Annotated in this window: 23 protein-coding genes, 1 tRNA gene and 1 rRNA gene; 8 read left to right on the forward strand and 17 right to left on the reverse strand. The window is 40.3% G+C overall.

The annotated features are described in order from the left end of the window. Window positions 1–35: 35 nt before the first annotated feature. A complete protein-coding gene (locus tag F9B85_RS13345; protein ID WP_151621724.1) occupies window positions 36–956 on the reverse strand; it encodes a MerR family transcriptional regulator in 921 nt (306 codons plus the stop codon). 260 nt (window positions 957–1,216) lie between these two features. Between F9B85_RS13345 and F9B85_RS13350 the strand changes: the two genes are divergently transcribed. Then, window positions 1,217–1,909, forward strand: a complete 693-nt coding sequence (locus F9B85_RS13350; RefSeq protein ID WP_170270549.1) for a helix-turn-helix transcriptional regulator — start codon at window positions 1,217–1,219, stop codon at window positions 1,907–1,909. A 157-nt stretch (window positions 1,910–2,066) separates the two neighbouring features. Here F9B85_RS13350 and mdh read toward each other — a convergent pair whose 3' ends face one another. The 11 genes from mdh to argH all read right to left on the reverse strand — a co-directional run bounded on the left by mdh (window position 2,067) and on the right by argH (window position 13,170). Beyond that, complete coding sequence (gene mdh, locus F9B85_RS13355) at window positions 2,067–2,996, reverse strand: malate dehydrogenase (RefSeq protein ID WP_151621726.1); 930 nt, start codon at window positions 2,994–2,996, stop codon at window positions 2,067–2,069. A gap of 36 nt (window positions 2,997–3,032) precedes the next feature. Further along, on the reverse strand, window positions 3,033–4,280 hold the full coding sequence (icd, locus tag F9B85_RS13360) for an isocitrate dehydrogenase (NADP(+)) (protein ID WP_151621727.1): 1,248 nt from the start codon (window positions 4,278–4,280) through the stop codon (window positions 3,033–3,035). A 161-nt stretch (window positions 4,281–4,441) separates the two neighbouring features. After that, window positions 4,442–5,176 (reverse strand): amidase domain-containing protein, encoded by a 735-nt coding sequence (locus F9B85_RS13365; protein ID WP_151621728.1) that lies wholly within the window; start codon window positions 5,174–5,176, stop codon window positions 4,442–4,444. Window positions 5,177–5,279: 103 nt separating this feature from the next. After that, window positions 5,280–5,603 (reverse strand): quaternary ammonium compound efflux SMR transporter SugE, encoded by a 324-nt coding sequence (sugE, locus tag F9B85_RS13370; RefSeq protein WP_151621729.1) that lies wholly within the window; start codon window positions 5,601–5,603, stop codon window positions 5,280–5,282. Between the two features lie 148 nt (window positions 5,604–5,751). Continuing rightward, window positions 5,752–6,342 (reverse strand): indolepyruvate oxidoreductase subunit beta, encoded by a 591-nt coding sequence (locus tag F9B85_RS13375; protein ID WP_151621730.1) that lies wholly within the window; start codon window positions 6,340–6,342, stop codon window positions 5,752–5,754. A gap of 1 nt (window position 6,343) precedes the next feature. Continuing rightward, window positions 6,344–8,113, reverse strand: coding sequence for an indolepyruvate ferredoxin oxidoreductase subunit alpha (gene iorA, locus F9B85_RS13380; RefSeq protein WP_151621746.1), 1,770 nt, complete (start codon window positions 8,111–8,113; stop codon window positions 6,344–6,346). Window positions 8,114–8,196: 83 nt separating this feature from the next. Continuing rightward, the gene (locus F9B85_RS13385; RefSeq protein WP_151621731.1) at window positions 8,197–9,498 is read right to left on the reverse strand and encodes a phenylacetate--CoA ligase family protein; all 1,302 of its coding nucleotides are present in this window, start codon (window positions 9,496–9,498) and stop codon (window positions 8,197–8,199) included. Further along, on the reverse strand, window positions 9,495–11,042 hold the full coding sequence (locus tag F9B85_RS13390; RefSeq protein ID WP_151621732.1) for a sodium:solute symporter family protein: 1,548 nt from the start codon (window positions 11,040–11,042) through the stop codon (window positions 9,495–9,497). The genes F9B85_RS13385 and F9B85_RS13390 overlap by 4 nt, the downstream gene beginning before the upstream one ends. Before the next feature lie 233 nt (window positions 11,043–11,275). Continuing rightward, complete coding sequence (locus tag F9B85_RS13395; protein ID WP_151621733.1) at window positions 11,276–11,437, reverse strand: 4Fe-4S binding protein; 162 nt, start codon at window positions 11,435–11,437, stop codon at window positions 11,276–11,278. Window positions 11,438–11,505: 68 nt separating this feature from the next. Then, on the reverse strand, window positions 11,506–11,670 hold the full coding sequence (locus F9B85_RS13400) for a DUF362 domain-containing protein (protein WP_151621734.1): 165 nt from the start codon (window positions 11,668–11,670) through the stop codon (window positions 11,506–11,508). A gap of 120 nt (window positions 11,671–11,790) precedes the next feature. Beyond that, window positions 11,791–13,170, reverse strand: coding sequence for an argininosuccinate lyase (argH, locus tag F9B85_RS13405; protein ID WP_151621735.1), 1,380 nt, complete (start codon window positions 13,168–13,170; stop codon window positions 11,791–11,793). A gap of 357 nt (window positions 13,171–13,527) precedes the next feature. Between argH and F9B85_RS14960 the strand changes: the two genes are divergently transcribed. The 3 genes from F9B85_RS14960 to F9B85_RS13415 all read left to right on the forward strand — a co-directional run bounded on the left by F9B85_RS14960 (window position 13,528) and on the right by F9B85_RS13415 (window position 14,423). After that, window positions 13,528–13,662, forward strand: a complete 135-nt coding sequence (locus tag F9B85_RS14960) for a hypothetical protein (RefSeq protein ID WP_279237795.1) — start codon at window positions 13,528–13,530, stop codon at window positions 13,660–13,662. 88 nt (window positions 13,663–13,750) lie between these two features. Further along, the gene (locus F9B85_RS13410; protein WP_151621736.1) at window positions 13,751–14,095 is read left to right on the forward strand and encodes a HesB/IscA family protein; all 345 of its coding nucleotides are present in this window, start codon (window positions 13,751–13,753) and stop codon (window positions 14,093–14,095) included. A 133-nt stretch (window positions 14,096–14,228) separates the two neighbouring features. Beyond that, complete coding sequence (locus tag F9B85_RS13415; RefSeq protein WP_151621737.1) at window positions 14,229–14,423, forward strand: DUF1540 domain-containing protein; 195 nt, start codon at window positions 14,229–14,231, stop codon at window positions 14,421–14,423. Here F9B85_RS13415 and F9B85_RS13420 read toward each other — a convergent pair. Then, window positions 14,420–14,887, reverse strand: coding sequence for a MarR family winged helix-turn-helix transcriptional regulator (locus F9B85_RS13420; RefSeq protein ID WP_151621738.1), 468 nt, complete (start codon window positions 14,885–14,887; stop codon window positions 14,420–14,422). The genes F9B85_RS13415 and F9B85_RS13420 overlap by 4 nt on opposite strands. Before the next feature lie 624 nt (window positions 14,888–15,511). Between F9B85_RS13420 and F9B85_RS13425 the strand changes: the two genes are divergently transcribed. Genes F9B85_RS13425 through F9B85_RS13435 form a run of 3 tightly spaced genes read left to right on the forward strand, consistent with a single transcriptional unit; the run spans window position 15,512 to window position 19,050 of the window. After that, entirely contained in the window at window positions 15,512–17,005 is a 1,494-nt protein-coding gene (locus F9B85_RS13425) for an alpha,alpha-trehalose-phosphate synthase (UDP-forming) (RefSeq protein WP_151621739.1), read from the forward strand. Beyond that, the gene (gene otsB / locus F9B85_RS13430) at window positions 16,986–17,834 is read left to right on the forward strand and encodes a trehalose-phosphatase (RefSeq protein ID WP_151621740.1); all 849 of its coding nucleotides are present in this window, start codon (window positions 16,986–16,988) and stop codon (window positions 17,832–17,834) included. Before F9B85_RS13425 ends, otsB begins: the two co-directional genes overlap by 20 nt. After that, window positions 17,803–19,050 (forward strand): glycosyltransferase, encoded by a 1,248-nt coding sequence (locus tag F9B85_RS13435; protein ID WP_151621741.1) that lies wholly within the window; start codon window positions 17,803–17,805, stop codon window positions 19,048–19,050. Before otsB ends, F9B85_RS13435 begins: the two co-directional genes overlap by 32 nt. Window positions 19,051–19,124: 74 nt before the next feature. Here the strand turns inward: F9B85_RS13435 and F9B85_RS13440 are convergent, their stop codons facing one another. Further along, window positions 19,125–21,269 carry a phosphodiester glycosidase family protein gene (locus F9B85_RS13440; protein WP_151621742.1) on the reverse strand — a complete coding sequence of 715 codons (2,145 nt, stop codon included), beginning with the start codon at window positions 21,267–21,269 and terminating at the stop codon, window positions 19,125–19,127. A gap of 451 nt (window positions 21,270–21,720) precedes the next feature. Here F9B85_RS13440 and F9B85_RS13445 point away from each other — a divergent pair, with 451 nt between their 5' ends. After that, entirely contained in the window at window positions 21,721–21,957 is a 237-nt protein-coding gene (locus tag F9B85_RS13445) for a hypothetical protein (protein WP_151621743.1), read from the forward strand. Between the two features lie 13 nt (window positions 21,958–21,970). Here F9B85_RS13445 and F9B85_RS13450 read toward each other — a convergent pair whose 3' ends face one another. The 3 genes from F9B85_RS13450 to F9B85_RS13460 form a co-directional block, all read right to left on the reverse strand. Further along, the gene (locus tag F9B85_RS13450; RefSeq protein ID WP_151621744.1) at window positions 21,971–24,307 is read right to left on the reverse strand and encodes an ATP-binding protein; all 2,337 of its coding nucleotides are present in this window, start codon (window positions 24,305–24,307) and stop codon (window positions 21,971–21,973) included. A 181-nt stretch (window positions 24,308–24,488) separates the two neighbouring features. Next, a tRNA-Met gene (locus F9B85_RS13455) sits at window positions 24,489–24,564 on the reverse strand. A gap of 238 nt (window positions 24,565–24,802) precedes the next feature. Then, a 23S ribosomal RNA gene (locus F9B85_RS13460) occupies window positions 24,803–24,928 on the reverse strand; the annotation flags it as partial.

Here is a 24,928-nt window from a genome sequence, read left to right on the forward strand (position 1 = left end):
AAAGTACTTCTATTTACTAGTCACTGTTCACCATACTACTTATTCAAGTTACGTAACCATTCATCCCACTTATTAATACTTCTTCCTGGATAAGCATTTCCAATTTCTGTTTGCTTCTCTGTAGAAAAGTCAATAACACGACCACCAATAGCTAGCTTCAAGTTCAAATCGATTGCTTCAGCTCGCTCTAATAGGGCCTCTCTAAATTCTAATAAGAGTTCATAAGACTCTGGTTTTCCTATTGATAGGGCTACAATAAGAGGGCGTAATTCATCGAAGGAGCTTAGCAAGTCGTCAACTGGAAGGTTCTGGCCTAAATAGATAACTCTAAAGCCTCTTCGTCTCATATAAATTGAAAAAATCAAAAGACCTATTTCATGTTGTTCATTAGGTACGCAAGCGGCCATTACTGTAGGTCTGTCTCTATTAACAGGTAAAGCTCCCAACATAGTTGCTAAACGAGCGCGAAAGAAGTTTGATGCAAAATGTTCCTGCGCTACTGTAATTTCTTGACGAGCCCAGCGTTCGCCTAATTCATGTAAGATTGGTAGGGTAATATCAAGGGCCACTCTTTCCATGCTAAATAAACTTAATGCTTCTTCCATAGCAAAACCAGCGCTTTGCTCATCGTATTCATTAAGGGATTTAATAATTCTTTCTTTGATATCTACTATTATATCTTTTCCGGTGTCGAGAATAGGACTAATCGGTAAAAGACTATCTCGCTGATGTAACATCTTTACAGCCTGCCCTATAGTTACACCGTTTTTTACTTGTTGTGCTAACCATTGAATCGTTTGCACATCTTCTTGTGAATATACGCGGTAACCTGCTCTATTTCTTTCTGGCCTGATTACCCTGTAACGCTGTTCCCATACACGAAGGGTTCCTGCGGCAATGCCTGTCATATTCTCTACTGCTTTTATATTATAGAATCCTTTTTCATCAAAAGCCACCAAAGTACACCCCTTTAATTTGCTTCTATGTTACTTGCAATAACTTGGCACAAATAATTATAAAATATAAATCAGCAAAAAACACTGGTTTTGTATGGAAAGTATGTAGTGCTTAGGTCTCAAAAATGTTTTTCACTCCGAATAATATGATATTGCTTTTCCCATATAATCTTCTACTTTATAATGGTTATGGTAAATATATTATTGTTGCATTTTGCTGTCCCCATGTTGCTTAACATTTGAGAATAGAGGTGATTCGGGTGTTTGAAGACGCCCAGAAAGTAAGTGCTGTTTTTGCTGATCGGACTCGTTTTTCAATTTATCAATTTATTGTCAATCACCGCAACCAAAGTTGTAATGTTAAAGAGATTGCCAAAGAGTTTTCTATTCATCCTAACGTAGCTCGTCTTCACCTTTCTAAATTAGAGGAGATTGGCCTACTTGATTCTAACTGGGATCATCAAGCTACACCAGGTCGTCCTGGTAGAGTTTATAGCCTCTGCACTAAAGCTTTATCATTAACCTTTCCTCCTCGTAGATATGAGCTTCTTTCTCGACTCTTATTAGAAAGTCTCCTTTCTTTCAGTGATGCACCTGAAGTAGTAGAAAAAGTTGGCTATCGTTATGGCCAAACTTTAAGTCAAAAGGCTCTAAACAATTACAGTAATATATCATCTATTTCACCCGATGATTCTGCGAAGGACGATCTGCTCGTTCAAATCTTAGCAGGACAAGGTGTAGGTCTTACTATTACTAAGCAAGATAAGGGTAAGATGATTAGAATGACTAATTGTCCTTTTCGGGAAGTAGCTATTGAGCAATCTTCTCTAACTTGTAGACTTCATCGTGCTGTAATTGCTGGTCTCTATGAAAGTGTCTTTTCACCTACCGAAATTACCGTTTTGAAAAGTCAGAGTGATAATTGTACCTATTGTGAGCTTGCTTTGTCTTAGTAGCTTTTTCTTTATAGGTTTGTCTAACTATTCATTAAGTATTTTTCTTTTTTAAAATCGCTTTTACATAGGGGTATTATTTTAAGACGTAAAAAAAGTGGACTCCTTCGCAAAGGATCCACTTTTTTTACGTCTTCTTGTATTGCTATAACTTGTATTAGTAACCTGTAATAGCCATTACATTCTTGACAGAGTCAACTGATTTAGCTAAGAGTTCTTTCTCCTCATTAGTCAACTCAATCTCAAAAATCTTTTCAACACCATTAGCGCCTAACATAACAGGTACGCTGGTGTAAAGACCTTCGTTACCATACTCACCTTGTAAGTAAGCCGCCACGGGTAGAATGCGCTTTTTATCTTTAAGAACAGCTTCTGCCATTTGTACTGTTGAGGCCGCTGGTGCGTAGTAAGCAGAGCCAGTTTTTAGGTAGTTAACGATTTCTGCACCGCCTTTTCTGGCGCGGTCAACCATAGCTTGGATTCTGTCTTCAGGAAGAAGTTGACGAATGGGAATACCACCAACGAAGGTATAGCTTACTAGCGGTACCATGTCATCGCCATGTCCACCTAGCACAAAAGTCGTTACATCTTCTACGGAACATCCCATTTCCATAGCTATGAAAGTCTTAAATCGAGCAGAGTCTAAGATACCAGACATACCGTATACACGATGAGCTGGGAATCCAGAGCATTTATAAGCCACATAAGTCATTGCATCAAGGGGGTTGGAGACGACAATGATATGAGCTTCCGGTGACGCTTGTGCCGCTTTGGTTGCGCAGTCTGCCATGATCTTGCTATTTGTTGCCACCAAGTCGTCGCGGCTCATGCCAGGTTTGCGTGCAATTCCTGCAGTGATAATTATCACATCGGAGTTAGCTGTATCGGCATAGTCATTAGTACCTTTGATGTAGCAATCAAAACCTTCGACAGGGGATGCTTCCATCAGGTCAAGGCCTTTACCCTGTGGAACGCCTTCCACAACGTCTAGTAATACTATGTCACCAAGCTCCTTCGCTGCTGCCCAGTGAGCACAAGTTGCACCGACATTACCAGCACCAATGATGGTAATCTTTTTACGAGCCATATTGCTTTAGAACCCCTTTCTTATGGTCGATTCAATTTACATACGCTCGATTACAGCTTGTGCAAATTCTGAAGCTTTTACTTCACTTGCACCTTCAATATTCCGAGCTAGGTCGTATGTGACTACTTTTTCCTGAATAGACTTCTCTATACCTGCGATGATTAAGTCAGCCGCTTCCTGCCATCCTAAGTGTTCTAACATCATAACACCGGAGAGGATGACAGAGCTTGGATTAACTTTGTCCAGACCTGCATACTTTGGTGCCGTACCATGAGTTGCTTCAAAGACAGCATACTGGTCAGAAATATTACCACCTGGCGCCATGCCCAAGCCACCTACTTGTGCCGCTAGTGCATCAGAGAGGTAGTCTCCATTTAAGTTAGGAGAAGCTAAAACGTCGTATTCATTAGGGCGTAACAAGGCTTGTTGGAACATGTTATCAGCTATGCGATCTTTAAGGACGATCTTACCTTCAGGCACTTTACCTTCGTAGGTATCCCACAATTGATCTTCTGTGATTACTTGATCGGCAAACTCTTCTCTCGCCAGTTCATAACCCCAGTCTTTGAAAGCACCTTCAGTAAACTTCATAATGTTACCTTTGTGAACGAGGGTTACACTTTTGCGATTATTCTGAATTGCATATTGGATAGCTTTGCGAATTAAACGTTTGCTACCAAAATCAGTCATCGGTTTTAAGCCGAGAGCTGTACCATCGCGAAGTATTTTTACACCTAATTCGTTGCGGAAAAAGGCAACAGCCTTTTCAGTATCTTCAGCACCTGCTTGCCACTCTAAGCCTGCATAAACATCTTCCGTATTCTCACGGAAAATGACCATGTCTACTTTTTCAGGCTCTCTTACAGGGCTAGGTACACCATTAAAATAACGCACAGGGCGTACACAAGCATAGAGATCAAGAACTTGTCGCAAAGTCACGTTCAGAGAACGGAAACCGCCTCCTACTGGTGTTGTCAGAGGTCCTTTAATCCCCACACGAAACTCTTTAAATGCTTCTATTGTCTCTTCGGGAAGCCATTCACCACATTCATTTTTTGCTTTTTCACCTGCATAGACTTCCATCCAGGCGATGGCACGTTGGCCTCCATAAGCTTTCTCAACAGCGGCGTCAAAAACTTTTTGGGAAGCATTCCAGATGTCTGGACCTGTTCCGTCACCTTCAATAAAAGGAATAATTGGCTTGTCAGGCACTTGTAACGTTCCATTCTCAAACTGAATGGCTTCGCCTTGTGCGGGCACTTGAGCAAATTTGTAGTTAGCCATGTAATTCTTTTTCCTCCTCGTCACTAAATCAAGTTTCCTGAAAGTCAAAGAGATTTCCTACCCATTCTAATCCAAAAAATGGTGCTTGTCCACTTTCCTTCTTTATCTTCGTCATAGGTGGGGAAAAACCCTTCCTTTACCTTGCTTATGTGAATTATCGATCATATGCGATAAACTATAATCTTGCGGCCTGTGCCAAGGAAAGATTGAATAGTTCCATAAAGGGATCGATCGATGGTGTCATAGGTGTGAGCTGCCAAATGAAAGTCCTCATCAATATACTTTACAACTAGAAGGCTATGATAAGGACGGCCATCCGGTAAGGTAAGTTGAATTACATCGCCTCGCCACAGTCTTTCCCACCATTGCGACCATTGAGCAACCATCTCTTCTGGTGTATGGACAGAGTATTGGGTAGCTCTTTTGGACCAATGATTACGAAAAGCTGAACTTACCTTCCAGGTTAATGTTATTCTTCGATCCCCATCTCGATCTGTTGCACCAGGCTTACACCACCAGTATTGGGCCCAAGTATATCGCTCTAGTGGTCCTTCTACCCAAGGCATAGATCCAGCATAGAGACATTGGGAAATAAAATTAGTGCAATCGCCACCTTCGCCAGGATCACCAAAAAAAGGATAAGCGCGATTAGGATTGTTCCAATGTCGATATGCATATGCTACAGCCGCATCTCGCTGATAAGGTGAAGAAGAAGTAGTTTTTTCTTCCTTTTCTATGATTGCTAATTCTTCAGCTTCTAATAAATAAGGTTGTCTTTTTAAGGCTTTTATTTTTAGTATCTTCTCTTTGATTGGAATAGTTCTACCATGAGAATCACTTGGAAAGGAAGCTAAGACCAAGTCACGCAGATGAAAGAGTACTCTTTTTTTGGACATGGGTTAATTCTCCCCTTTTTCGCCATTGCTTTGCCCTTATTAGAGTAAGCTTCATTCATAGCTATGAATGACTGAGCTCCCTCATACCTTCCATGGTCTACCATTAAGATGTTGGTGTTGTGACTTTTAATCCTATAATTCCGATTAGTATTAATAAGATAAAGAAAAGACGAGATAGCTCCCGTGATTCTCCAAAAAGTACAATACCTAGAATAACTGTACCAATTGCTCCTATGCCTGTCCATACGGCATAAGCAGTACCCAGTGGTAACGTGACAAGAGCTTTCGCTAAAAAGTTAAAGCTTAAGATCATAGCTATGATAGTTCCCACTGAAGGCCACAAACGACTAAAGCCTTCTGATACTTTTAGTCCTATAGCCCAAGTAATTTCGAATAAGCCAGCTATAAATAGATAAAACCAAGCCAATAAAAACACCACCTCGCTTGCTCTCGGTTATACATACATTTGATTTTTACTTATTGACTACTTATTTAGGTTGGCAAAAAGAATGCGACTGTAACCACTAAAGGCTACAATCGCATTCTTTTATCTATTAACTCTTAAGCTCTTTCTATTAAGCTTGTTGCTGTGCAAATTCATAACCAGCCATAAAAGCTTTTTTGTTAACTTCTAAGAGCTTAGCTGGTACTTTTGCTTCTAATGCTTCAATCCACTTTTCCAAGGGTATATCCATCGTAGCCGCTAAGAGACCCATCAAGACAACGTTAGTTGCTTTGGCATTGCCAGCTTCTCGCGCTAAGTCTAAAGCTGGTGCGATAACTAAGTTCTTCATGCACTTTGTCAAGTCATCAAGAATCGTTTCTGGGTATTTAGCCGCACCAATAAGCACTGTTAGGGGGGCAATAGCCTGATCGTTAACGATAGCTTTACCATCTTCTCTCAACATGTGTGCCCAGCGGTAAGCTTCTAAACGCTCGAAAGCGACAAAAATGTCTACTTCACCTTGTTCAATAGTAGGAGAGTATACTTTTTCACCCATTCTAACCTGGGTTACTACAGAACCGCCTCGTTGGGCCATACCATGAATTTCCGATAGCTTTACATCCCAGCCTTTGCTTAAGGCTACATGTGATAAAATCTTGGAAGCTAAGATGGCACCCTGGCCACCTACACCGACAAAGAGTATATTCAATACGCCTGACATCTTAGGCCCCTCCCTTATGCAGTGCATCAAATTTACATACTTGAATGCAGACATTACAACCTGTGCAAAGCGCTCCGTTGACAACGACGGTCTGGCCTGCTTCATCATAAGAAAGGGCAGGACAGCCTAGACGTAAGCAGACGCGACAGCTTTTGCAGTCTGTACAGACTACAGGTGTACTAGGTCCTTTTAGCATAAGTGCACAAGGCTGACGGGTAATGATAACCGATGGCTCTGGAGCGGCTACTTCTTCTTTGATGACTTCTTTGACTCTTTCTAGATCAAAGGCGTCAACTTCTACAGCTCTACGAATTCCTAGAGACTTAGCTAAAGCAACAAAGTCTACTTTCGGTGCATCTTCGTTCATCAAGGTCTTTCCTGTGCCTGGATGATATTGATGTCCTGTCATAGCTGTAATGGAGTTATCTAGGATGATGACTGTAGCGGCACTCTTGTTATACACAATATCCATTAAGCCTGTTACACCGGAATGCATGAAGGTAGAGTCACCGATAACGGCAACGAGTCTACCTGCTAATTCGGGATTAGCTTTTTCCATACCGAGAGCTCCTGAGATGGAAGCACCCATACAGATACAAGTATCCATGGCTTCAAGCGGTGGCATGGTTCCTAAGGTATAACAACCGATATCTCCAGAGACGACAAGCTTTAACTGCTTAATGACATAGAAAACACCGCGGTGAGGACAACCGGGGCACATTACAGGTGGTCGAACGGGAGCGCTAAAAGGTATTACTGCTTCAGAAGTAGCCTCTTGCTCGGAAGTTGCGGCAACTGGAGCAGATATGTTCAGGTAAGCACCCAGTTTATTCTGTAATAGTGCTACGGAAAGCTCACCGTAAGGAGGTAAGAGCTCTTTACCAATTACTTTGATGCCCAGCGCTTTAATCTGAGTCTCTAAGTAAGGCTCTAGTTCTTCTACTACGAAAAGTGTATCTACTTTGCTGGCAAAGTCTGTAATCTTTTGTTTCGGAATAGGATGGGTCATTGCCAACCTTAATATTGAAGCTGTTGGGAAAGCTTCTTTTACATATTGATAAGAAACACCAGAGGTAATCAGACCAAAAGAGGGATCATTCATCTCTGTAAAGTTAACAGACACTTGCTCTGAGAAAGCGGCAAGCTTAGCATCACGTTCTTCAATGAAAACCCTTCTGGTCCGACCGTGAGCTGGTATCATAACATACTTTTTGGCATCTTTTTCGTAAGGCTTTACTACTCGCTCCATTGGCTCGCCAAGTTCTACTAGACTTTGGGAGTGAGCAATTCTTGTGGTGATGCGCAATAAGACAGGGGTGTCAAAAGTTTCTGATATTTCTAAAGCTAACTTGACCATGTCTTTTGCTTCTTGAGAATCGGAAGGTTCCAACATAGGAATCTTTGCAAAAGGTGCATAATGACGATTGTCTTGTTCGTTTTGTGATGAATGCATACCAGGATCATCGGCTGATACTAGTACTAATCCGCCGCGAACACCACTGTAAGCCACTGTAAAAAGAGGGTCTGCCGCGACGTTCACCCCTACGTGCTTCATTGCCACAAGGGTACGAGCGCCAGCAATGGAAGCACCAACGCCAACTTCTAAGGCCACCTTCTCATTAGGGGACCATTGACTATAGATCTCTGGATACTTAGAAATATTTTCGAGAATTTCAGTGCTCGGTGTTCCTGGATAGGCCGCGGCTACAGAGATACCATACTCATAAGCGCCCCGAGCGATAGCTTCATTTCCTGTTAGTAAAGCTTTCAAAGTCAAGTCCCCGCCCTTCCTACTTCTCCAAAATTAGTTTTTCCAACATGATTGTACCAGAGGTTTTCCTCGAAAGGCTTCCCTCAATCCTTGGGTCTTTTGTCAATGATTCTCTTGGCCTTACCTACTGTCCTTTCTAGAGATCGTGGTTCGACAAGACGCACTTTGGCGCTGACGGACAAGACATTTTTCAGTTGTTGCCTTATGTTCGCAGTTAAGATTTCTAGCTCACGATAGGCATCCTGAAAGTAAGCTTCTTCTAGTTCCACATGAACTTCTAGTGTGTCTAGATAACCCTGTCTGTCCACAATCAAGAGATAGTGCGGTGCCACACCTTTGATCTCCATGAGCACACTCTCAATTTGAGAAGGAAAGACATTAACGCCGCGGATGATTAGCATATCATCAGTCCGCCCTGTAACTCGCTTCATCCGTACATTAGTACGTCCGCAAGAACAAGGTGAATCATTGAGCATACTGATATCTTTCGTTCTATAACGAATAACAGGAAAAGCTTCTTTGCTTAAGCTAGTGAAGACCAGTTCTCCTTCTTCACCAGGACCTTTTACTTCTCCCGTATCTGGGTCAATCACTTCTACGAAGAAGTGATCTTCTTGGATATGTAGTCCATCAAGTGCGCCACATTCACCAGCTACACCGGGACCCATAAGTTCAGTTAACCCATAATTGTCGGTAGCTTGAATAGACCAGTCTTTCTCTATTTGTCGTCGAATGCCTTCCGACCAAGGCTCTGACCCAAAGAGACCGATACGCAGTGGAAGCTTGGTGGGATCAATACCCATTTCTCTAGCTTCTTCGGCCATATGTAAAGCGTAAGTGGGAGTACATACCAAGACAGTTGTCTCAAAGTCTTGCATCAACATAAGTTGTTTCTGTGTATTCCCAGCAGAAGCAGGTACGATGGTGCAACCTGCTTTTTCTAAACCATAATGGAGGCCAAAGCCACCAGTAAAAAGACCATAGTTAAAAGCAATTTGTGCCGTATCTTCGCTAGTCACACCAGCCATAGTAACAATTCGAGCAATCATCTCAGACCAATTTTCTAGGTCTTTTTGGGTATATGCTCCAACAACAGGTTTGCCTGTTGTTCCTGAAGAAGCATGCAAACGTACTATATCTTTTTTTGGTACTGCGAAGAGACCAAATGGATAGTTTTCTCTTAAGTCATCTTTGGTTGTAAAAGGAAAAATCTTGATATCTTCTAGGCTTTTGAGATCTTCGGGATGTACTCCCGCCTTATCAAAACGCTGGCGGTAATAAGGCACTTTGTCGTAAACGCGATGGAGCGTTTCTTTTAGCCTTTGTAGCTGTAGTCGCTTCAAGGCCTCCCGTTCCATACATTCGGCCTCGGCGTTCCATATCACGTGCTCATCTCCTCCCCGATCGCTTGCTGTTTATATTTTGACTTTCCTTGCTCATCTGTTCCGAATGCTTGATCTACTTTTTCTGCTGAAAGTGGTGCTGTAAATATACTTACCACAGGCACAACAACCAAGGAAATCAACATGGCCAGAGTTCCAACTAGAGGCGTCTCTAATTTGATCCCTGCCACTTCGGTAAATCCAACGAGAGGAGCAATGAAAGACAAGCCCACAGAAATAGTTAGACCTGTTAAGGCGCCAGCCCAGGCACCTGCTTTGGTCGTCTTGCGCCAAAAAAGCCCATATAAGTAAGGTGCCAGGAAAGTACCGGCTACTGTTCCCCAAGATATAGCCATTAAATCTAAAATAATAGCTGGCTTAGCAATAGCAATAATAAGCGATAAAGCTACAAAAATAATGCAGAGAGCACGCATCATGAAAACGCCATACTCTTTACCCCATTGAGGTTTAACAATACCTACAAAATCGATAGCAATGGCGGAAGCCGATACAAGAACTAGTGAAGCTAAGCTAGACATAGAAGCAGATAGTACTAGTAGTAGGATTACTGTCAATCCAAAAAGAGGTAAGGTTTCTGTCAAAATCTGAGGAATGATCAAATCAGGATTAGGCCGTCCGTCTAAAAGAGGAATCTGCTCAAAGAAAAGTGGTGAAAGAGCACCAATACCATAAGCTCCTGCACCGATTATGATACAAAAAACAGTAGAGACCCAGGTCGCTCGACCAATAGAAGCTTCGTCTTTGATGGAATAAAATTTCTGCACCATCTGAGGAAGACCCCAAGTCCCTAGGGATGTTAACAAGACTAAAGAGATGAGCGCAATAATTGCTGGCAAGGTCATAGGAGCAGGCGACGCTAGAGCGGGGTTAATCTCGTTAAGCCTAGTGATAGCTTCTGATATGCCGCCTACCTTCTCATGGTTAAAGACGAAGAACAACATCATGGCTACACCAAAGAGCATAACTATACCTTGAATGAAGTCTGTAATAGCTACAGCTAGGTAACCTCCCATAACGAGGAAAAGGGCTGTTAAACCGGCCATCAAAAGGTTCGCCACAAGGTATTCCATGCCTAAGACTTCTTGAAAAAGGTAACTTAAGCCCATGTAGACAGAAGCAGAATAAGGCACTAGGAAGACGAAGATGATGATAGCGCTATACATTTTTAAGTTCTTACTTCCATAGCGAGCTTCCAAGAATTCTGGCATAGTACGAGCATTCAAACGCACGGTCATGCGTCTTGTTCTTTTCGCTAAAATCCACCAAGCCAATAAAGAACCGATAAGCGCATTCCCTACAGCAATCCAGAGTGCAGAGAGACCAAAGCCCCAACCAACTTTACCGGCGTAACCAATAAAAAGGACAGCCGAAAAATAGGTCGTGCCGAAAGCAAATGCTGACATCCACGGACCTACGTTACGATTGCCCAGAAAAAAATCATTTACAGTTTTAGTTTTTCTCATGGCTACATAGCCACTACCTAATAAAATGGCTACAAATAACCCCAGCATAAGCCATTGAAGCATTTTCTACCGTCCTTCCCGTTCTACAGAGCACAGCTACTAAAAGAGACTCTTCTACATTTACTTCTATACTTCCTGAAATAACCACTTTTTTCGAGAATCTTCCCCCAAAAAAGCACTACTGATATCTTATTCAAAAATAGGTCTCTCGTCTAGTAAAAATATTTTTTTTGAATAAAAAAAAGTAAGTGCACCTTACCCAAAGGGTCGGTGCACTTACTAAAAATTCTCAGGAACTAGCCTTCGATAGCGCCAGCTGGACATACGTCTGCGCATACGCCACAATCTACACAATCGTCAGTGATTTTGTAAGGGTTACCAGCTACGATCGCATTAACGTAACATGCGTCAACACATTGTCCACAGGATGTACAAGAACTGTTAATTGTATGTGCCATTCTTTTTTTCACCTGCCTTCTCATGATAATTATACTACGAATGTTAAGTACAGCAAAGAGAAAAAAGCTTAACCTGCACTAATTGCACCAGCAGGACAGGTATCTTCACAGGATCCACAATCGATACAGCTATCCTCGATGGTATAAGGGTTTCCTTCTTTAATTGCATCTACTGGACAAGAATCCAAACAAGCACTACAGGAAACGCAAGCATCGGAAATTACGTAGGCCACTCTTGACTCACCCCCTGTTAACTCGTGGGACACTCCACTTCTACAATATCATGGAAATGAAAATGCTTCAATAACTAAATTTAATTAATTTTCAAGAAAAATTTCTCAGATGTTAGATAATTAACGTTCTAGTCGCTCTTGAGCTTTTTTGATAGAGCTCAAGACAGCTTGTACAGCAGGGCCTCCTGGAACTTGGCGATCATTTACGCAACGGACCACATCTATGGCATCAAAAATATCTTCTGTAAAGATAGGTGAACATTTTTGGTAATCTTCTAAAGATAGTTCATCTAAAGACAATCCTTTTTCTAAGCATAAAAAGACCATTTTGCCTACTATTTCATGAGCTTCCCGAAAAGAGAGTCCTTTTTTCACAAGATAGTCCGCTACGTCCGTTGCATTCGTAAAGCCACCTTTGGCGCCTTCTTTCATTTGCTCTTTGCGCACAGTCATAGTAGCAATCATGGGAGTAAAAACGGTAAGACAACCTTTTACAGTATCAATAGCATCAAAAAGCGATTCTTTATCTTCTTGCATGTCCTTGTTGTATGCAAGAGGTAAGGATTTCATCACTGTTAATAGTGCCATTAAAGATCCATAAACACGACCTGTTTTGCCGCGAATCAATTCCGCTACATCGGGGTTTTTCTTCTGTGGCATCATAGAACTGCCTGTTGCGTAGGCATCGTCTAGCTCTATAAAAGAAAACTCTTGACTGCTCCAGAGGATAATCTCTTCGCAAAAACGGGAGAGATGCATCATGATTAAGGAAGCAGAGCTACAGAATTCAATGGCAAAGTCTCGGTCTGATACAGCATCTAAGCTGTTTTCCGTAATCCCATCAAAAGCAAGTTCTTCAGCAACACCTTCGCGATCTAAAGGAAAAGTAGTTCCAGCTAGAGCGCCTGACCCCAGTGGTGATAAGTTCATTCTGCGTGCACAGTCTTGAAGTCTGCTAAGATCACGCTCAAACATCTGCACGTATGCCATTAAGTGGTGGGCCAGCGTTATTGGTTGAGCTTTTTGCAAGTGCGTGTAACCAGGCATTATTGTTTCTAAGTTTTCCTCAGCTCGCTCTAAAAGTGTCTTGAGCAAGTCTCGTAGAAGTTCCGAAGTCTCTTCTATCTCATCACGAAGATAAAGACGAATATCGAGAGCGACTTGGTCGTTGCGACTTCGTCCTGTGTGAAGTTTTTTGCCTACTTCTCCAACTCTCTCTGTAAGCAATTTCTCAAGGTTCATATGAATATCTTCTGCAGATACATCAAATTCCACAATGCCAGCTTCAATGTCAGCAAGAATATCTTCTAAACATTTGACAATGGCACTAGCATCATCAAGAGAAATGATATCCTGTCTACCTAACATTCTAGCATGGGCTATCGAGCCTTTAATATCTTGACGGTACAGACGTTGATCAAAGCGAATAGAAGAATGAAAATCCTCTACCACCTTGTCAGTTCCCTTCTGAAAACGTCCACCCCAGAGCTTCTCTGTCACAAAAACTGCCTCCTCTTGTGAAACTTTCTTTGCCTTTTCTGTGTCTAATAACCTATAGGAAGATGGGAGAGCCAGATAAGGCAGTATTTTTTATTGCTATAGTTATTGTACATCATTATTTCTCCCTTAGGAAGAGAGGTGAAGCCGATTGAAAGCCCTATGCAATAAGTTAAAACTATCTTACCATGAGTTGGAATTGCTGTCTCTCATGGTTCTGTTCATTATCGCGCTGGGTTTGGCGGCATTCACCCATGGTTAAGAGAAAATATATGCATATTACAAAGCATTCATGGGTAATATAATTAGCAATCCAAGTATCTTCTCCATCTTGGTATAGTCTTAAGGGAGTGCTTTGGAATGACTGATTCTGCTAACGATTCCTTATCAACATCTACTAAGGCCTCAGAAAAGAGCACCTTACCACAAGGAACAGGCGTCTTTCTCGATGATGGTACTTTTTTTACTTTAACTGAAGAAGAGCCTCCCTATTAAGTAAAGTAGGGAAGCTCTTCTTTTTTGTTTGCTTTTTTACTTGATTTTTCTGTCCTAAAAGGTACAATCAAGATGGGAGGTGGTCATTTTGATCAATATAACCGAGATAGCACAAGGTAAGCTAAAAGAGATTATGGCAGAAAATAAGGCTCCCCATATGCGCATTTATGCTCTCGATCGTACTCATTCTACTTATGAACTAGCTTTTGAGTGGAATCCGAAAAGGACTGATCTTGTTTTTGATGTAGAGGGCATTTCTTTTGTAGCTGATGATATTACGAAAGATTATCTCCAGGGTCTAACGATAGATTATGAAGATAACGATGATGAAGTAGGTTTCACTATTCACTCCACCTTAAACACAGGTTGCGGTGCTTTAGCTTGTGATCATGGTTTTGGTCATTGTAGTGGCGACGGAGAATGCAATAATTAGGGGTAACAGAATAAAGAGGGAAGGGCTGTGGATATTTCCCAGCTCTTCCCTCTTTATTTGATAGCATATTTTCTTTTGTACCTTAGCAAATTAAGATTGTTGAAGTTCAAAAGCAATTCAAGGAGGTTTTACTATGCCTGATGTAAATTGTACTGTAAACACTTGTACCTACTGGGAAAACGGTAACTTGTGCTCCGCTAAGCAAATTGTTGTACAAAACGATCAACAAGGTGGCTTTTCACCTAATGCTAGTTTGAATCAATTGTCTGCCACACCTGCCAATAATACTGATGAAACTTGCTGTCAGACTTTTAAAAACAGAAACTAAGTACCTGAGCTACCTTTAGCCTCAGAATCTTTATGCTTATCTTTGTCTTTATCGAAGCACTTGTTAAACCACTGCAATGCTTCGATAAATTTTTTTGCCTCTTCCGGCTCTTGTATCATAGGCTCTTGCATTGGAGAAAAAGCTGAAAGACTTACTTTTTTCAGTAAATCTTCACCTTCAGTGGAGAGCGCAATAACCCACTCTCTCTGGTCTACAGGGCTTTGTGTTCTTGTAATAAAACCTTTTTGTTCTAAATCTTTCAGTGCTGTAGATAATGCGCCCTGCGTCAGATGAAAAAGTTTGCGCATATCTTTTTGCAAAGCAAGCCCTCGGTGACTAATGTGATAAATTAGCAGAAACTGCGTATGCGTAAGCGATGTTTTTTGACTCATTTTGGACATGTTCTGCATCATTAGTTCATTAAAATCGTGAAGGGTACGTTGAAATTCTCTCTCTAGATCCATACCTACGAGTACCACCTGCCCTTTTTGGAAATATGTTGTTAATCTTACATCTTAGTATTCACTTTTTTATTTTACCATAGGAAAGGGATTCTCTGTTATTACTAAATAATTTTTTATGAAAGCAAAGGAATCTATTACCTTTATGAAAGCAACTTAGTTCTACCTTTTTGCATATATTTTAAGGCTTGTACAAAGACAAAAAGGTGAAAGCACTTTTTATAGCAAATGAAATAGTCTTTTTCATTTAATTATTTAGCTGAAAAGTTACTGAATAATTATTATATCTATTAAAAACTTTAAAATAGTTAAGTTTCTATCGGAATTGTCTAGGTTGACAATTCCTTTTTTTATGTGAAATAATTATTATACTGTATCGCTCAGAACTTTAGCAACAAAAAACTTATAAATAATATTTATATCTTTTATTTTTTACTTTTTTCTGCAATAACTCTTTTGTAAACCCTAACATTCTTCTCAAGTGATTAACAGATATTCATTTTTTCGCATAAAATGATCAAAGATTACTTGTGACTCTAAATATTATTTGATGATAAAAGTATTGAGAGGTACTGAGAGAAAGGACTGGTGATTGAGCGATATTTGAGAAAAGGAGGAATTGGATATATGGGATTACTTAAGCCTCTATCATATAGAGATAGGCGACTGGTCATTGCTTCAAACCGCGGTCCTCTTACCTTAAGGGATAGTGGAAGTAAAGGATTAGAAATAACCCCTTCTGTCAGCGGACTTGTTTCTGCTCTTAATCCAATCATTGACCAAGAAGGTGGAGCCTGGGTTGGTTGGGGTGGTCGCTTAGGTAAACCTGATGAGATTATGGGAAAAACCCTCCCTCTCACAGATCGCAATGATGCTTTTTTTCATGAAGTAATTCTGACTGAAGAAGAAGTTGAAGCTTTCTATGAAGGCATATCTAACAGTTGCCTTTGGCCTCTTTGTCATAATTTTGTTGAAAAAGCTCTCTTCGATGCCGAGCAATGGCAAAACTATCGCAGTGTAAATATCAAGTATGCTCAGACTTTGCTCCAGAAAAGTCAACCTCGCGACTTAATCTGGATTCATGACTATCATCTAGCATTAGTTCCTACTTCTATACGCCTTGAAAGACCACAAGCACAAATCTCTCTCTTTTGGCATATTCCTTTTCCTGCCCCTGAGATTTTTGCTACTTTGCCTTGGGCTAGAGAGTTGTTGAAAGGCTTACTCGATTGTAATCTAATAGCCTTTCACACTGAAAGTTATGTACGTAACTTTTTGATAACAGCAGAGGAGTTGCTTGGTGCAAAAGTAGATCATGTCACAGGCTCTATCTTTTGGGCCGGAAGAAAAATTATTGTAGCCGCTTACCCTATTGGCATCGATTGGCGAGACTTTGAATCCTTAGCTAGCAAGCCAGAAATCCGGCAAAAAGCACATCAATTAAAGCAAGCTTCTGGCGGCGACTATTTAATTCTCGGTGTTGATCGACTTGATTACACCAAAGGAATTCCTGAGCGCTTAAAAGCTATTGAATGGCTCTTTGAAAACCATCCAGAGTATAAACGTAAGATAACGTTTATTCAAATTGCAGTCCCCAGTCGAACGCAAGTAAAGGCTTATCAAAGCTTACGTAGAGAAGTCGAAGAAACTGTAGGGCGCATTAACGGACGATTCACAGAAGACCATATTCCCGTTCGCTATCTCTTTAGACCTTTACGAAAAGATCATTTGGTGACTCATTATCTTGCCGCCGACATGTGCCTTGTCACACCCCTTCGCGATGGCCTGAATCTTGTTGCTAAAGAGTACGTAGCCACTAATGGCAATTATTCAGGTACTCTTTTGTTAAGTCCTTTTGCTGGTGCCGCTAACCAACTCAAGGAAGCTTTACAAGCAAACCCTTATAGCCCCCAAGAAACAGCAGAGCAGATTCTCAAAGGTTTACTAATGGCAGAAGGCGAGAAAAAAAGGCGACTTCATAGTCTTTATAAAAGCGTAAAAGAGCAAGATATAAGTTGGTGGTGGAAAAGGATAAAGCAAGCTTGGCTCACGGGCTCAACCATAACAGTAAGCCCCAAAGCAACTTTGGCTGAGGATTCCCATGAGTCAACAATCAGTTAAAGCATCTTTAACAAAGCCTTCGTTGACTCCACCACTAGCTCTATGGAAAGATTTAAATCTTTTTGAGACTACTCCTTTACTGTTAATGCTTGACTATGATGGTACGGTTGTTCCCATTCAAGATAAGCCAGAGCTTGCTCGCCCTAGCAGTTCCCTTCGCTCCACCTTAAAAGCACTTTCCCAACAAAAAAACTTAATAATAGCTTTTGTATCTGGTCGAGATATTGCTGACCTCAAAAGTCTTTTATCTCTAGAAGGGATTTACTATGTAGGAGGTCACGGAGCAGAGATGGAAGACCTTCTTGGGAATCGATACAGCCTTACCAGCGGAGCTTCTCCAGCTGGTTGGATAGATATTTTGCATCAAGAAGCTTGCTACTGTATCGGATCCCATGAAGGATTTCTTCTGGAGAGGAAAAAAACGTCTTTTGCACTCCACTATCGACTTGCCTCACCTTCTATTGTACCTGTTGTTCTCCAAAGCTATCGAGATAAGATCCAAAGACTGTTAGAAATAGAGAAGCTAGAAATGGTAGAAGGTAAAAAGGTAGTAGAAGTACGTCCTGCTCGGATTAATAAAGGGTCTAGTGTAAAAAGATTTTTGGAACGCTATCCTGAGTACCATCCCCTCTATTTGGGAGATGACAGGACCGATGAAGATGCTTTTCAAGCCCTCCATGGCCTTGGAACTACTGTGCTCGTTTCTGATATTCCAAAGCTTACCTATGCTGAATACTGCTTGCAAAGTCCCCAAGAAGTCCTTCAGTTCTTACAAATCCTTTCTATGAGGTGTAATGATGGTTCAAATCAATCTCCCGTCTCCACTTGAACGTTCTAGAACCCTTGCTTCTTATCAAAATCTTGTCGATCCCTCTCTCTTAGAAACAATTGAAAAGCTAGCAGAACCACTTCAAGGCGCAGGAATACAGCATATCAATTCAACTTTCGTCGGTGGTGGTGTAGCTGAGATACTGCAGAGCTTACTTCCATTGATGAAATCGATTGGACTTAATGCTCGTTGGGATGTATTATCAGCTCAAAGCGATTTTTTTGAAGTCACTAAAGCTTTTCACAATGCTTTTCATGGAGAGAAAATCAATTTTCGTGAAGAAATGATTACGATTTATGAAGAAACGGCCCAAAAGAACCTTGCTGTGATTGATGATTCTGCTGATTTTGTTATTATTCACGATCAACAGCCACTCGGTTTGGTAAAAAGAAAAGACCAACATCGGGGACATTGGATCTGGTATTGTCACATTGATCCTGTTGATGTTGATCCTCGCGTTTGGAACTTTTTAAGTCGCTATGCGAGACGCTGTGATGCCGCTATTTATCACCTTGATGAATATGCCAAACATCTTCCTCATCAGCAATTTATCTTACCGCCTGCAATTGATCCTCTCAGTGATAAAAACCGTGAAGTAACAGACACGGAAAAAGAAAAGGTTCTAGAAGAGCTTGGTATTTCTACAGATCAACCTTATATTCTCCAAGTTTCTCGCTATGATCGATTGAAAAATCCATTCGGACTGGTACACGCCTATTTAGAATTGCTCAAAGTCTTTCCTTGTCAGCTTATTTTTGCTGGTGGTGCTGCAGACGATGATCCCGAAGGACTCGATGTTTACAATGAGTTAAAAGAGTTAACTAAAGATCACAGCACTATCCGAGTTCTTAACTTAGCACCGACTAGTCATCTGGAAATCAATGTACTGCAAAGAGCCGCGGCGATTGTCGTCCAAAACTCTAGTCGTGAAGGTTTTGGACTTACTGTGACAGAGGCTATGTGGAAAGAAAAGCCCGTTGTTTCCACACCTGTAGGCGGCATTCGTATGCAGGTAATACCTGATAAAACAGGTCTTATGGCTCCCACTGTGCAAGAGTTAACGAAAGCTCTCTTACAGCTTTTGCAAAACCCTGCTTTGGCACAGCAACTAGGTCAGCAAGCGAAAGAGCATGTACGACAAAACTTTATTACACCAGTTTACCTTCATCGCTGGTTAAAGTTGATGAATGATTTAAGAAGCAAAAAAAGAGCTTGAGTAACCTTAACAGGTTGCTCAGGCTCTTTTTTTGTATCTCTTTTTTTGTTTAAGATGTCTAGTTTTTATCTTTTTTATGGCAAAATATTTTTCTCTACATAATCAGCTGACATCCAGCCTTTATTGCCTTCACCAGTAATCACTCTATACCAATTATCACTTTCTTTGAGCAAAAATACTTTTTCTTCTTTCTTCAAGGTAGTCAATATCTCAAAATCACGACCTGGACCTGAGCGTAGATTGACAATATTGCCGGTAATAACACCTGTTGATAGAAACTGTTCGCTCCATTCCCTGCTAATCCAACCACTTCTACTGTCGTTTATAAGTACTTCAGCCCAGCCTGGTTTAAGGTCTAGTAAAGGAAGATTAGTTCCTTTGGCTATGCTTGCAATAACATCATAATCAGTACCAGGACCTTGACGAACATTAACGATATTGCCTGTTACGGTTGCTGTAGCTAAGTATTGTTCTTCAGGCTCTTTCTTCATAAGCAAACCTATAGGCAGTTCAGCTGAAACATTCCCATAGCTGGCACGTAAGAGAGCCTCTGGTCCATCGATATGATCGATCCGTAGCATACCTTGTGGAGAAAGATCGCCACGAGCATTTTCAAATTGCCATTGTAGCTGAGAGGCCTCTACAGATCTAGTTCGACCTGCTTTGGTTGTTAATTGCACTGTAAGTGGAACTGCTTTGCCTAACTCAAAAGCTTCTACGGTTGTCTTGATAGCAATTTCGAGTAAATCCTGCTGACTGAGAATTATAACAGGAAAAGTCGCAGTAATACTATTACTTTGTTCCAGTACCTGAATATTAGCTACGCCTGCCTGTTGCGCCGTAAATTTATTCTGATCAAGTTCACCTAGTTGGTCTGATAAAGCCCATTGCACTGAAAGCGTCTTGCCATCTACAGGATTATAGTAGCTGTCATAAGCTTTAAGCGTGTAAGCTACTGTTTCACCAGGCAACAAGAGATCTGGTCCTTGAATGAATAGGCCTTTCAATTCTCCTTGCGGTGCATTTACGAACAATGCCAGCGCATTAGGTACTAAACGCTCTTGGGCTTGTTCGGGAGCAAAAAGCCTTGTTGCTTGCCAGTCTCCTAGCTGACGAGTCACCATTGTTGTAGAGCCACCACCATCTAAGTTAAGAGCTGTCCAAGCACCTATATGTTCAAAGAAACGAGACAAATCTCCAAGACGAAGACCGAGGCTCTGCTCCGTTCTTCCTTCCACAGCAACTACAAATAAAGTTTGACCATCTTGCGAAATTCCTAGGGCTGACCGTGCTCGCAAGCCGTCTAAGGTAGATAACTCTCTGGCATAAGGTACAGCTTTTCCTGCTTGCACTAGTAAGCTGTGCCCTCCAATCACCATCTGCCATTCCTGATCAGGTATCATCTTATAATCGATACTTATTGGAGAACCTACTTGAAAATGGTTAAGCAGATATTGAGCGGCTAGTCCATGACCACGTAAAATTTTTTGACCAAGAGGTGGTGCAAATTCAAAAGGAGCGCCTGCTGATACTGCCAAGACAAGGTTATTATCAATCAATAATTCTACTGTATCAGCAAGGTCAATTCCACTACCTTGTCCTCTAGTCAAAGATCCCCAGTTATGATCATAGAGATGTAAACGATCTACGTGACCATTTCGGTTATCGGGATTCATAAGAAAAGAAGCTTTATTTAAACCAGTTAGTTCAAAAGAAGTTCCATCAGGTGCAACAACGAGACCTTCAAAATGAAAAAGATCAATATACGCTCTTCCATCTTTAGAGAGACCTAAAGCATAAAGGCCACTATGATTTATGGGAGAAGAGAGCAATTCACCAGAGCGAACCATAGGGCCAAAAGGTGCACCTTCGCCTCGCATATTGAAGAAGTCTCCATTGATTGCGGCTACAGCTCCTTGTTCACGAGCCATAGCGGAAACGTTTAATCTTTCTGCAACCTTCCCTTTCCCTGCAATAACGTCAATTGTTAAGTAAGGGTTCGATAGATCAATTTCTAAAAGATTAATTTTTGTATTTCCCTGTTCATAAGACCATTGATATTGCTTATAAGTCGTGCCAGGAGCAACAGGTGTAGTCTCTTGAAGACGAAAAGCTGGTATAGCTAAATTCTCAAAAGCCTGTGCTACAGGAATATGGACTAGCCAAGATGTGGCTATGAGTAGCAGAGACAAAGCCAGGGCACTTAACTTCTTGGTCATAAAAATTCCCCTCTAAATTCTTTGTTAGAATTTGTTAGATTCAGGTCTTCTAACCTTCCGGTCTCCTAGTCTTTGAGCACTTGATTTGTAGTCTTTAGTTTAATCTTTGGGCTTTTTACATTTGATTTTCTTTTTCGCCACCTAATGGTTAAAATCCTTTTTTAAGCTTCTTTGAGACTATTTCAAAAATTGCAGAGAGAGTCTACATGCGGGGCATAATAAACATGGTTTCGCTTCAATCTACCATCTTTAATGGAGGTGAAAAGATATGAAGAATAAGAAAGCTAAAAAGAACCGTAACAATGACCAAGCAAAGCAACTTAACACCCAGAGCCCAGGAGAGCCAGAAGTTCGTAACTTACCTCAGAACCAAGAGTAAGCAAAAAAAAAGGTCCCTTAATGACAACCAATCAATGGTCATTAAGGGACTTACATCGACGGAAGGATGTTTATGATGACAAAAGAATCCAAAAAGCATAAGGAAGAGGAAAAAAAACACAAAGAAATTAAAGAGGCTCCAGAGAGCTTAGAAGATTCCATTGAGCAAGATCAAGCCGTTCAGTTGGAAGATTCTGATGCTATACCACCTTATCACTCCGAACTTGTTGCCAAAACGAATATGGGTGTGCTTCCAACTCCTCTTTATTCTGAGTTAGAAGACCCTGAGAGTTTCAGCAAAAGAAATTAGTATCTAGTATGTTTTAAGCACTATTTTCAAGTTTATCCACTTTTGCAGGGAGAGGAAAGTGGATCTTAAAGACGCTTCCTTTTTCACTGCTCTCAACAAAGACTTTTCCCTTATGTCGCTCCACAATGCTGTAGCTAACTGCCAATCCTAAGCCTGTTCCTTTTTCTTTTGTTGTAAAAAAAGGTGTTCCTATTTTTTTAAGAATGGTAGGGTCGATTCCCTTACCGCGATCTTTTACTGTCAAGATTACTTCATCATGCAGTACTTCTGTTTTTAGCGTTACAATTCCACGTAACGGTGAGGCTTCTAAAGCGTTGCGAACTAGATTTAGCAAAAGTTGATGAATTTCTTTTTCATTCACATAAATAGGTGGAATATTTCCTGCTATTAGTCGAATTTGCTTATCCTGTTGAAAAGCATAAGCTTCTATAAGTGGATACATTGTCGTTAATATTTCGTTAAGACTTTTTAGTTCTAGACTATCTGGCTCTTTCTTTGATAAAGAAAGAAACTCTGTAATGATTTCATTAGCTCTATCCAACTCGGTAACCATTAAATCAAAGTAAGCTTTCTCATCAGCATATTTTTCTTTACGCTGTAATAGCTGTAAAAATCCTCGCACAGTAGCCATAGGATTTCGAATCTCATGACCTATACCGGCGGCCATCTGACCAATTATGTTGAGTCTGTCTAATCGTTTCAGTTCTTCTTCATATTGCTTCAATAAAGTAATATCTTTAACAATAGTTAGCAAGTATTCTTGTTCAGCGATTTTAATTACGTCAAAAGAAGCTATCCCTTGTAAGCTTTCTCCCGCTTTATTTTTTAGTATTACTTCGATGTTATTGCCCTGTTCTTTGATTGGTTCTCCAATCTGTTGCTTATGCTTTAATATTTTGAAGACTTCTTCGCTACCGTCTTCTCCTTCGATTTCGCTATAACTCTTGCCAATCAATTCATCTCGTGAATACGAAAGAGTTTTTAAATATTGATCGTTAACCTCAATGATTTTTCCATCGCTAAGACGACGCAAAGACATGATTGCTGAAGAATTGTTAAATATTTTTTTGTATTTTTCTTCTGTTTCTTTTCTTTTGATTGCTTTCCAAAGACCAATAAGTATCGCTTCTGTTATCTTAAAGTCTGTTTCTGTATATTCTTCTTTTTTGTTAGCTACCATAGAAACCATAACAACTTTTCCTTGTTCCATTACAGGAAAAGCCATCAACCGATTAATGGCAACATGCCCTTGGGGATAACTACTTTTATTGCTATTAGATTGTTCAAAATCGTTAATAAGCAAAGGCTTTTTCTCATTAATTACCTTTGTCCAGATACCTCCATTTCGTAGAGAGCGCCTTCCATGTGTGCCTTTTAATTTGCATTGTATGGCAACTTCTTCAGGCCATATATAATTAATAATTTTTCCTTCACTTTCTTCAAGGTAACCAATTGTGCATAAAGGACTTTTAGTGATTTTCATAATCTCTTTTATAATATAGTTAGTGCTGGTAATGACATCTTGTTCATCATTTGTGTGTATGTGAAGTAATGCTTTTAGACAGGCATCATGTTTTTGAATCCTATTTAATACAAGGTTAAGCTCAGGCATAACGTTGACTTCTGAGTTTATTTTTCCCTTATTTATAACTGTTTCAGCAAAATCAGTCATTTCATTTTTTATTTTTTTTATGAAATGAACACTACTTAAAAAAAGCAGAGCGTAAAGGAGCAGACCTACTAGTAATATAAAACTGCCATTTTTTAAAGCCGTCAAATAGATATGCTCTAGAGTAGTAGTTGCCCAACTGTGTCCAACAATTTGCCCATCTAAGATAATTGGAGCAACAGCATATGTAATAGACTTACCATCCCAACCTAAAGAAGTCTCAAAAGTACCTACAGCGACTTCTCCGCTGTCATAGACTTCAAAATAGGGCAGATGATCGTGTGATATGGAGACAAGTAGGTCCTTGGAGAAATTAGGAGAAATTGCCACGATTGAGTCTAATGCTATAGAGTAATAACCCCGACCTATCTTGTCGTTTGGAAACATTTCTAAAATCCCTTGGAGCTTTTGGTTTAGCAAGTGGATTTGCTCTTCTTTATCAAGCTTTTGATCTATTTCCCAAGAAATATCCATAAACTTTTCATTAGATACTACCGTAGCTAATAATATCGATTCATCTAGTAATTGTTCATTAAGTAATTTTTTTTGTTGCTGAATAGACGTGAAAGGAATAAGTAATGCCAGTAGAACTGTCGGTAATAGAATTAAAAAAATAATCCAAAGATGAATTTTTTTAGTTAAAGGTAAGGTGCTTAGTTTTAAGTTCTTTAATTTCAACATAAATAATGGTCCTTTCGATTTCCACTAAACTATAGATGTTATTTGTCTACTTCTATACCTTACCATATGAGTCTTTAGAAATTTGTCGAATTAAATCTGAATAGTGACTAAATGTAGGATTTTATAAGTAAAAAAGGTTTAAATAACAAAAAACCGACAATAAAGTCGGTTTTAATTTTTTTGGTTGCGGGGACAGGACTCGAACCTGTGGCCTTCGGGTTATGAGCCCGACGAGCTACCAACTGCTCCACCCCGCGTCATTATAAGTTATTATGATTTTTGAAAACTTATTGTTTTCTTAATCTATTATAGTATATGTCTATAATAGATTTTTTATGCATAACTAAAAGTTATTTTTTTAGTTATCTCACAATGCTTATTTGCACCCTGAAAACTACACAGAGAATTGTTAGAGAGTTTCCTGTCAATTGTTTGGAAATTGTCTTGGGGTCTGACCCCCATACAATTCCTGCACAATATTGCGATGTAAAAGAGTAGGTTAAGTCCTCGACCGATTCGTACTCGTCAACTACACGCCTCACAGCGCTTCCATCTCGAGCCGATCAACCAGGTCATCTTCCTGGGGTCTTACCTACTTATGTAGTGGGAAGTCTCATCTTT

The organism is Heliorestis acidaminivorans, from assembly GCF_008933955.1.
GTDB lineage: Bacteria > Bacillota > Desulfitobacteriia > Heliobacteriales > Heliobacteriaceae > Heliorestis > Heliorestis acidaminivorans.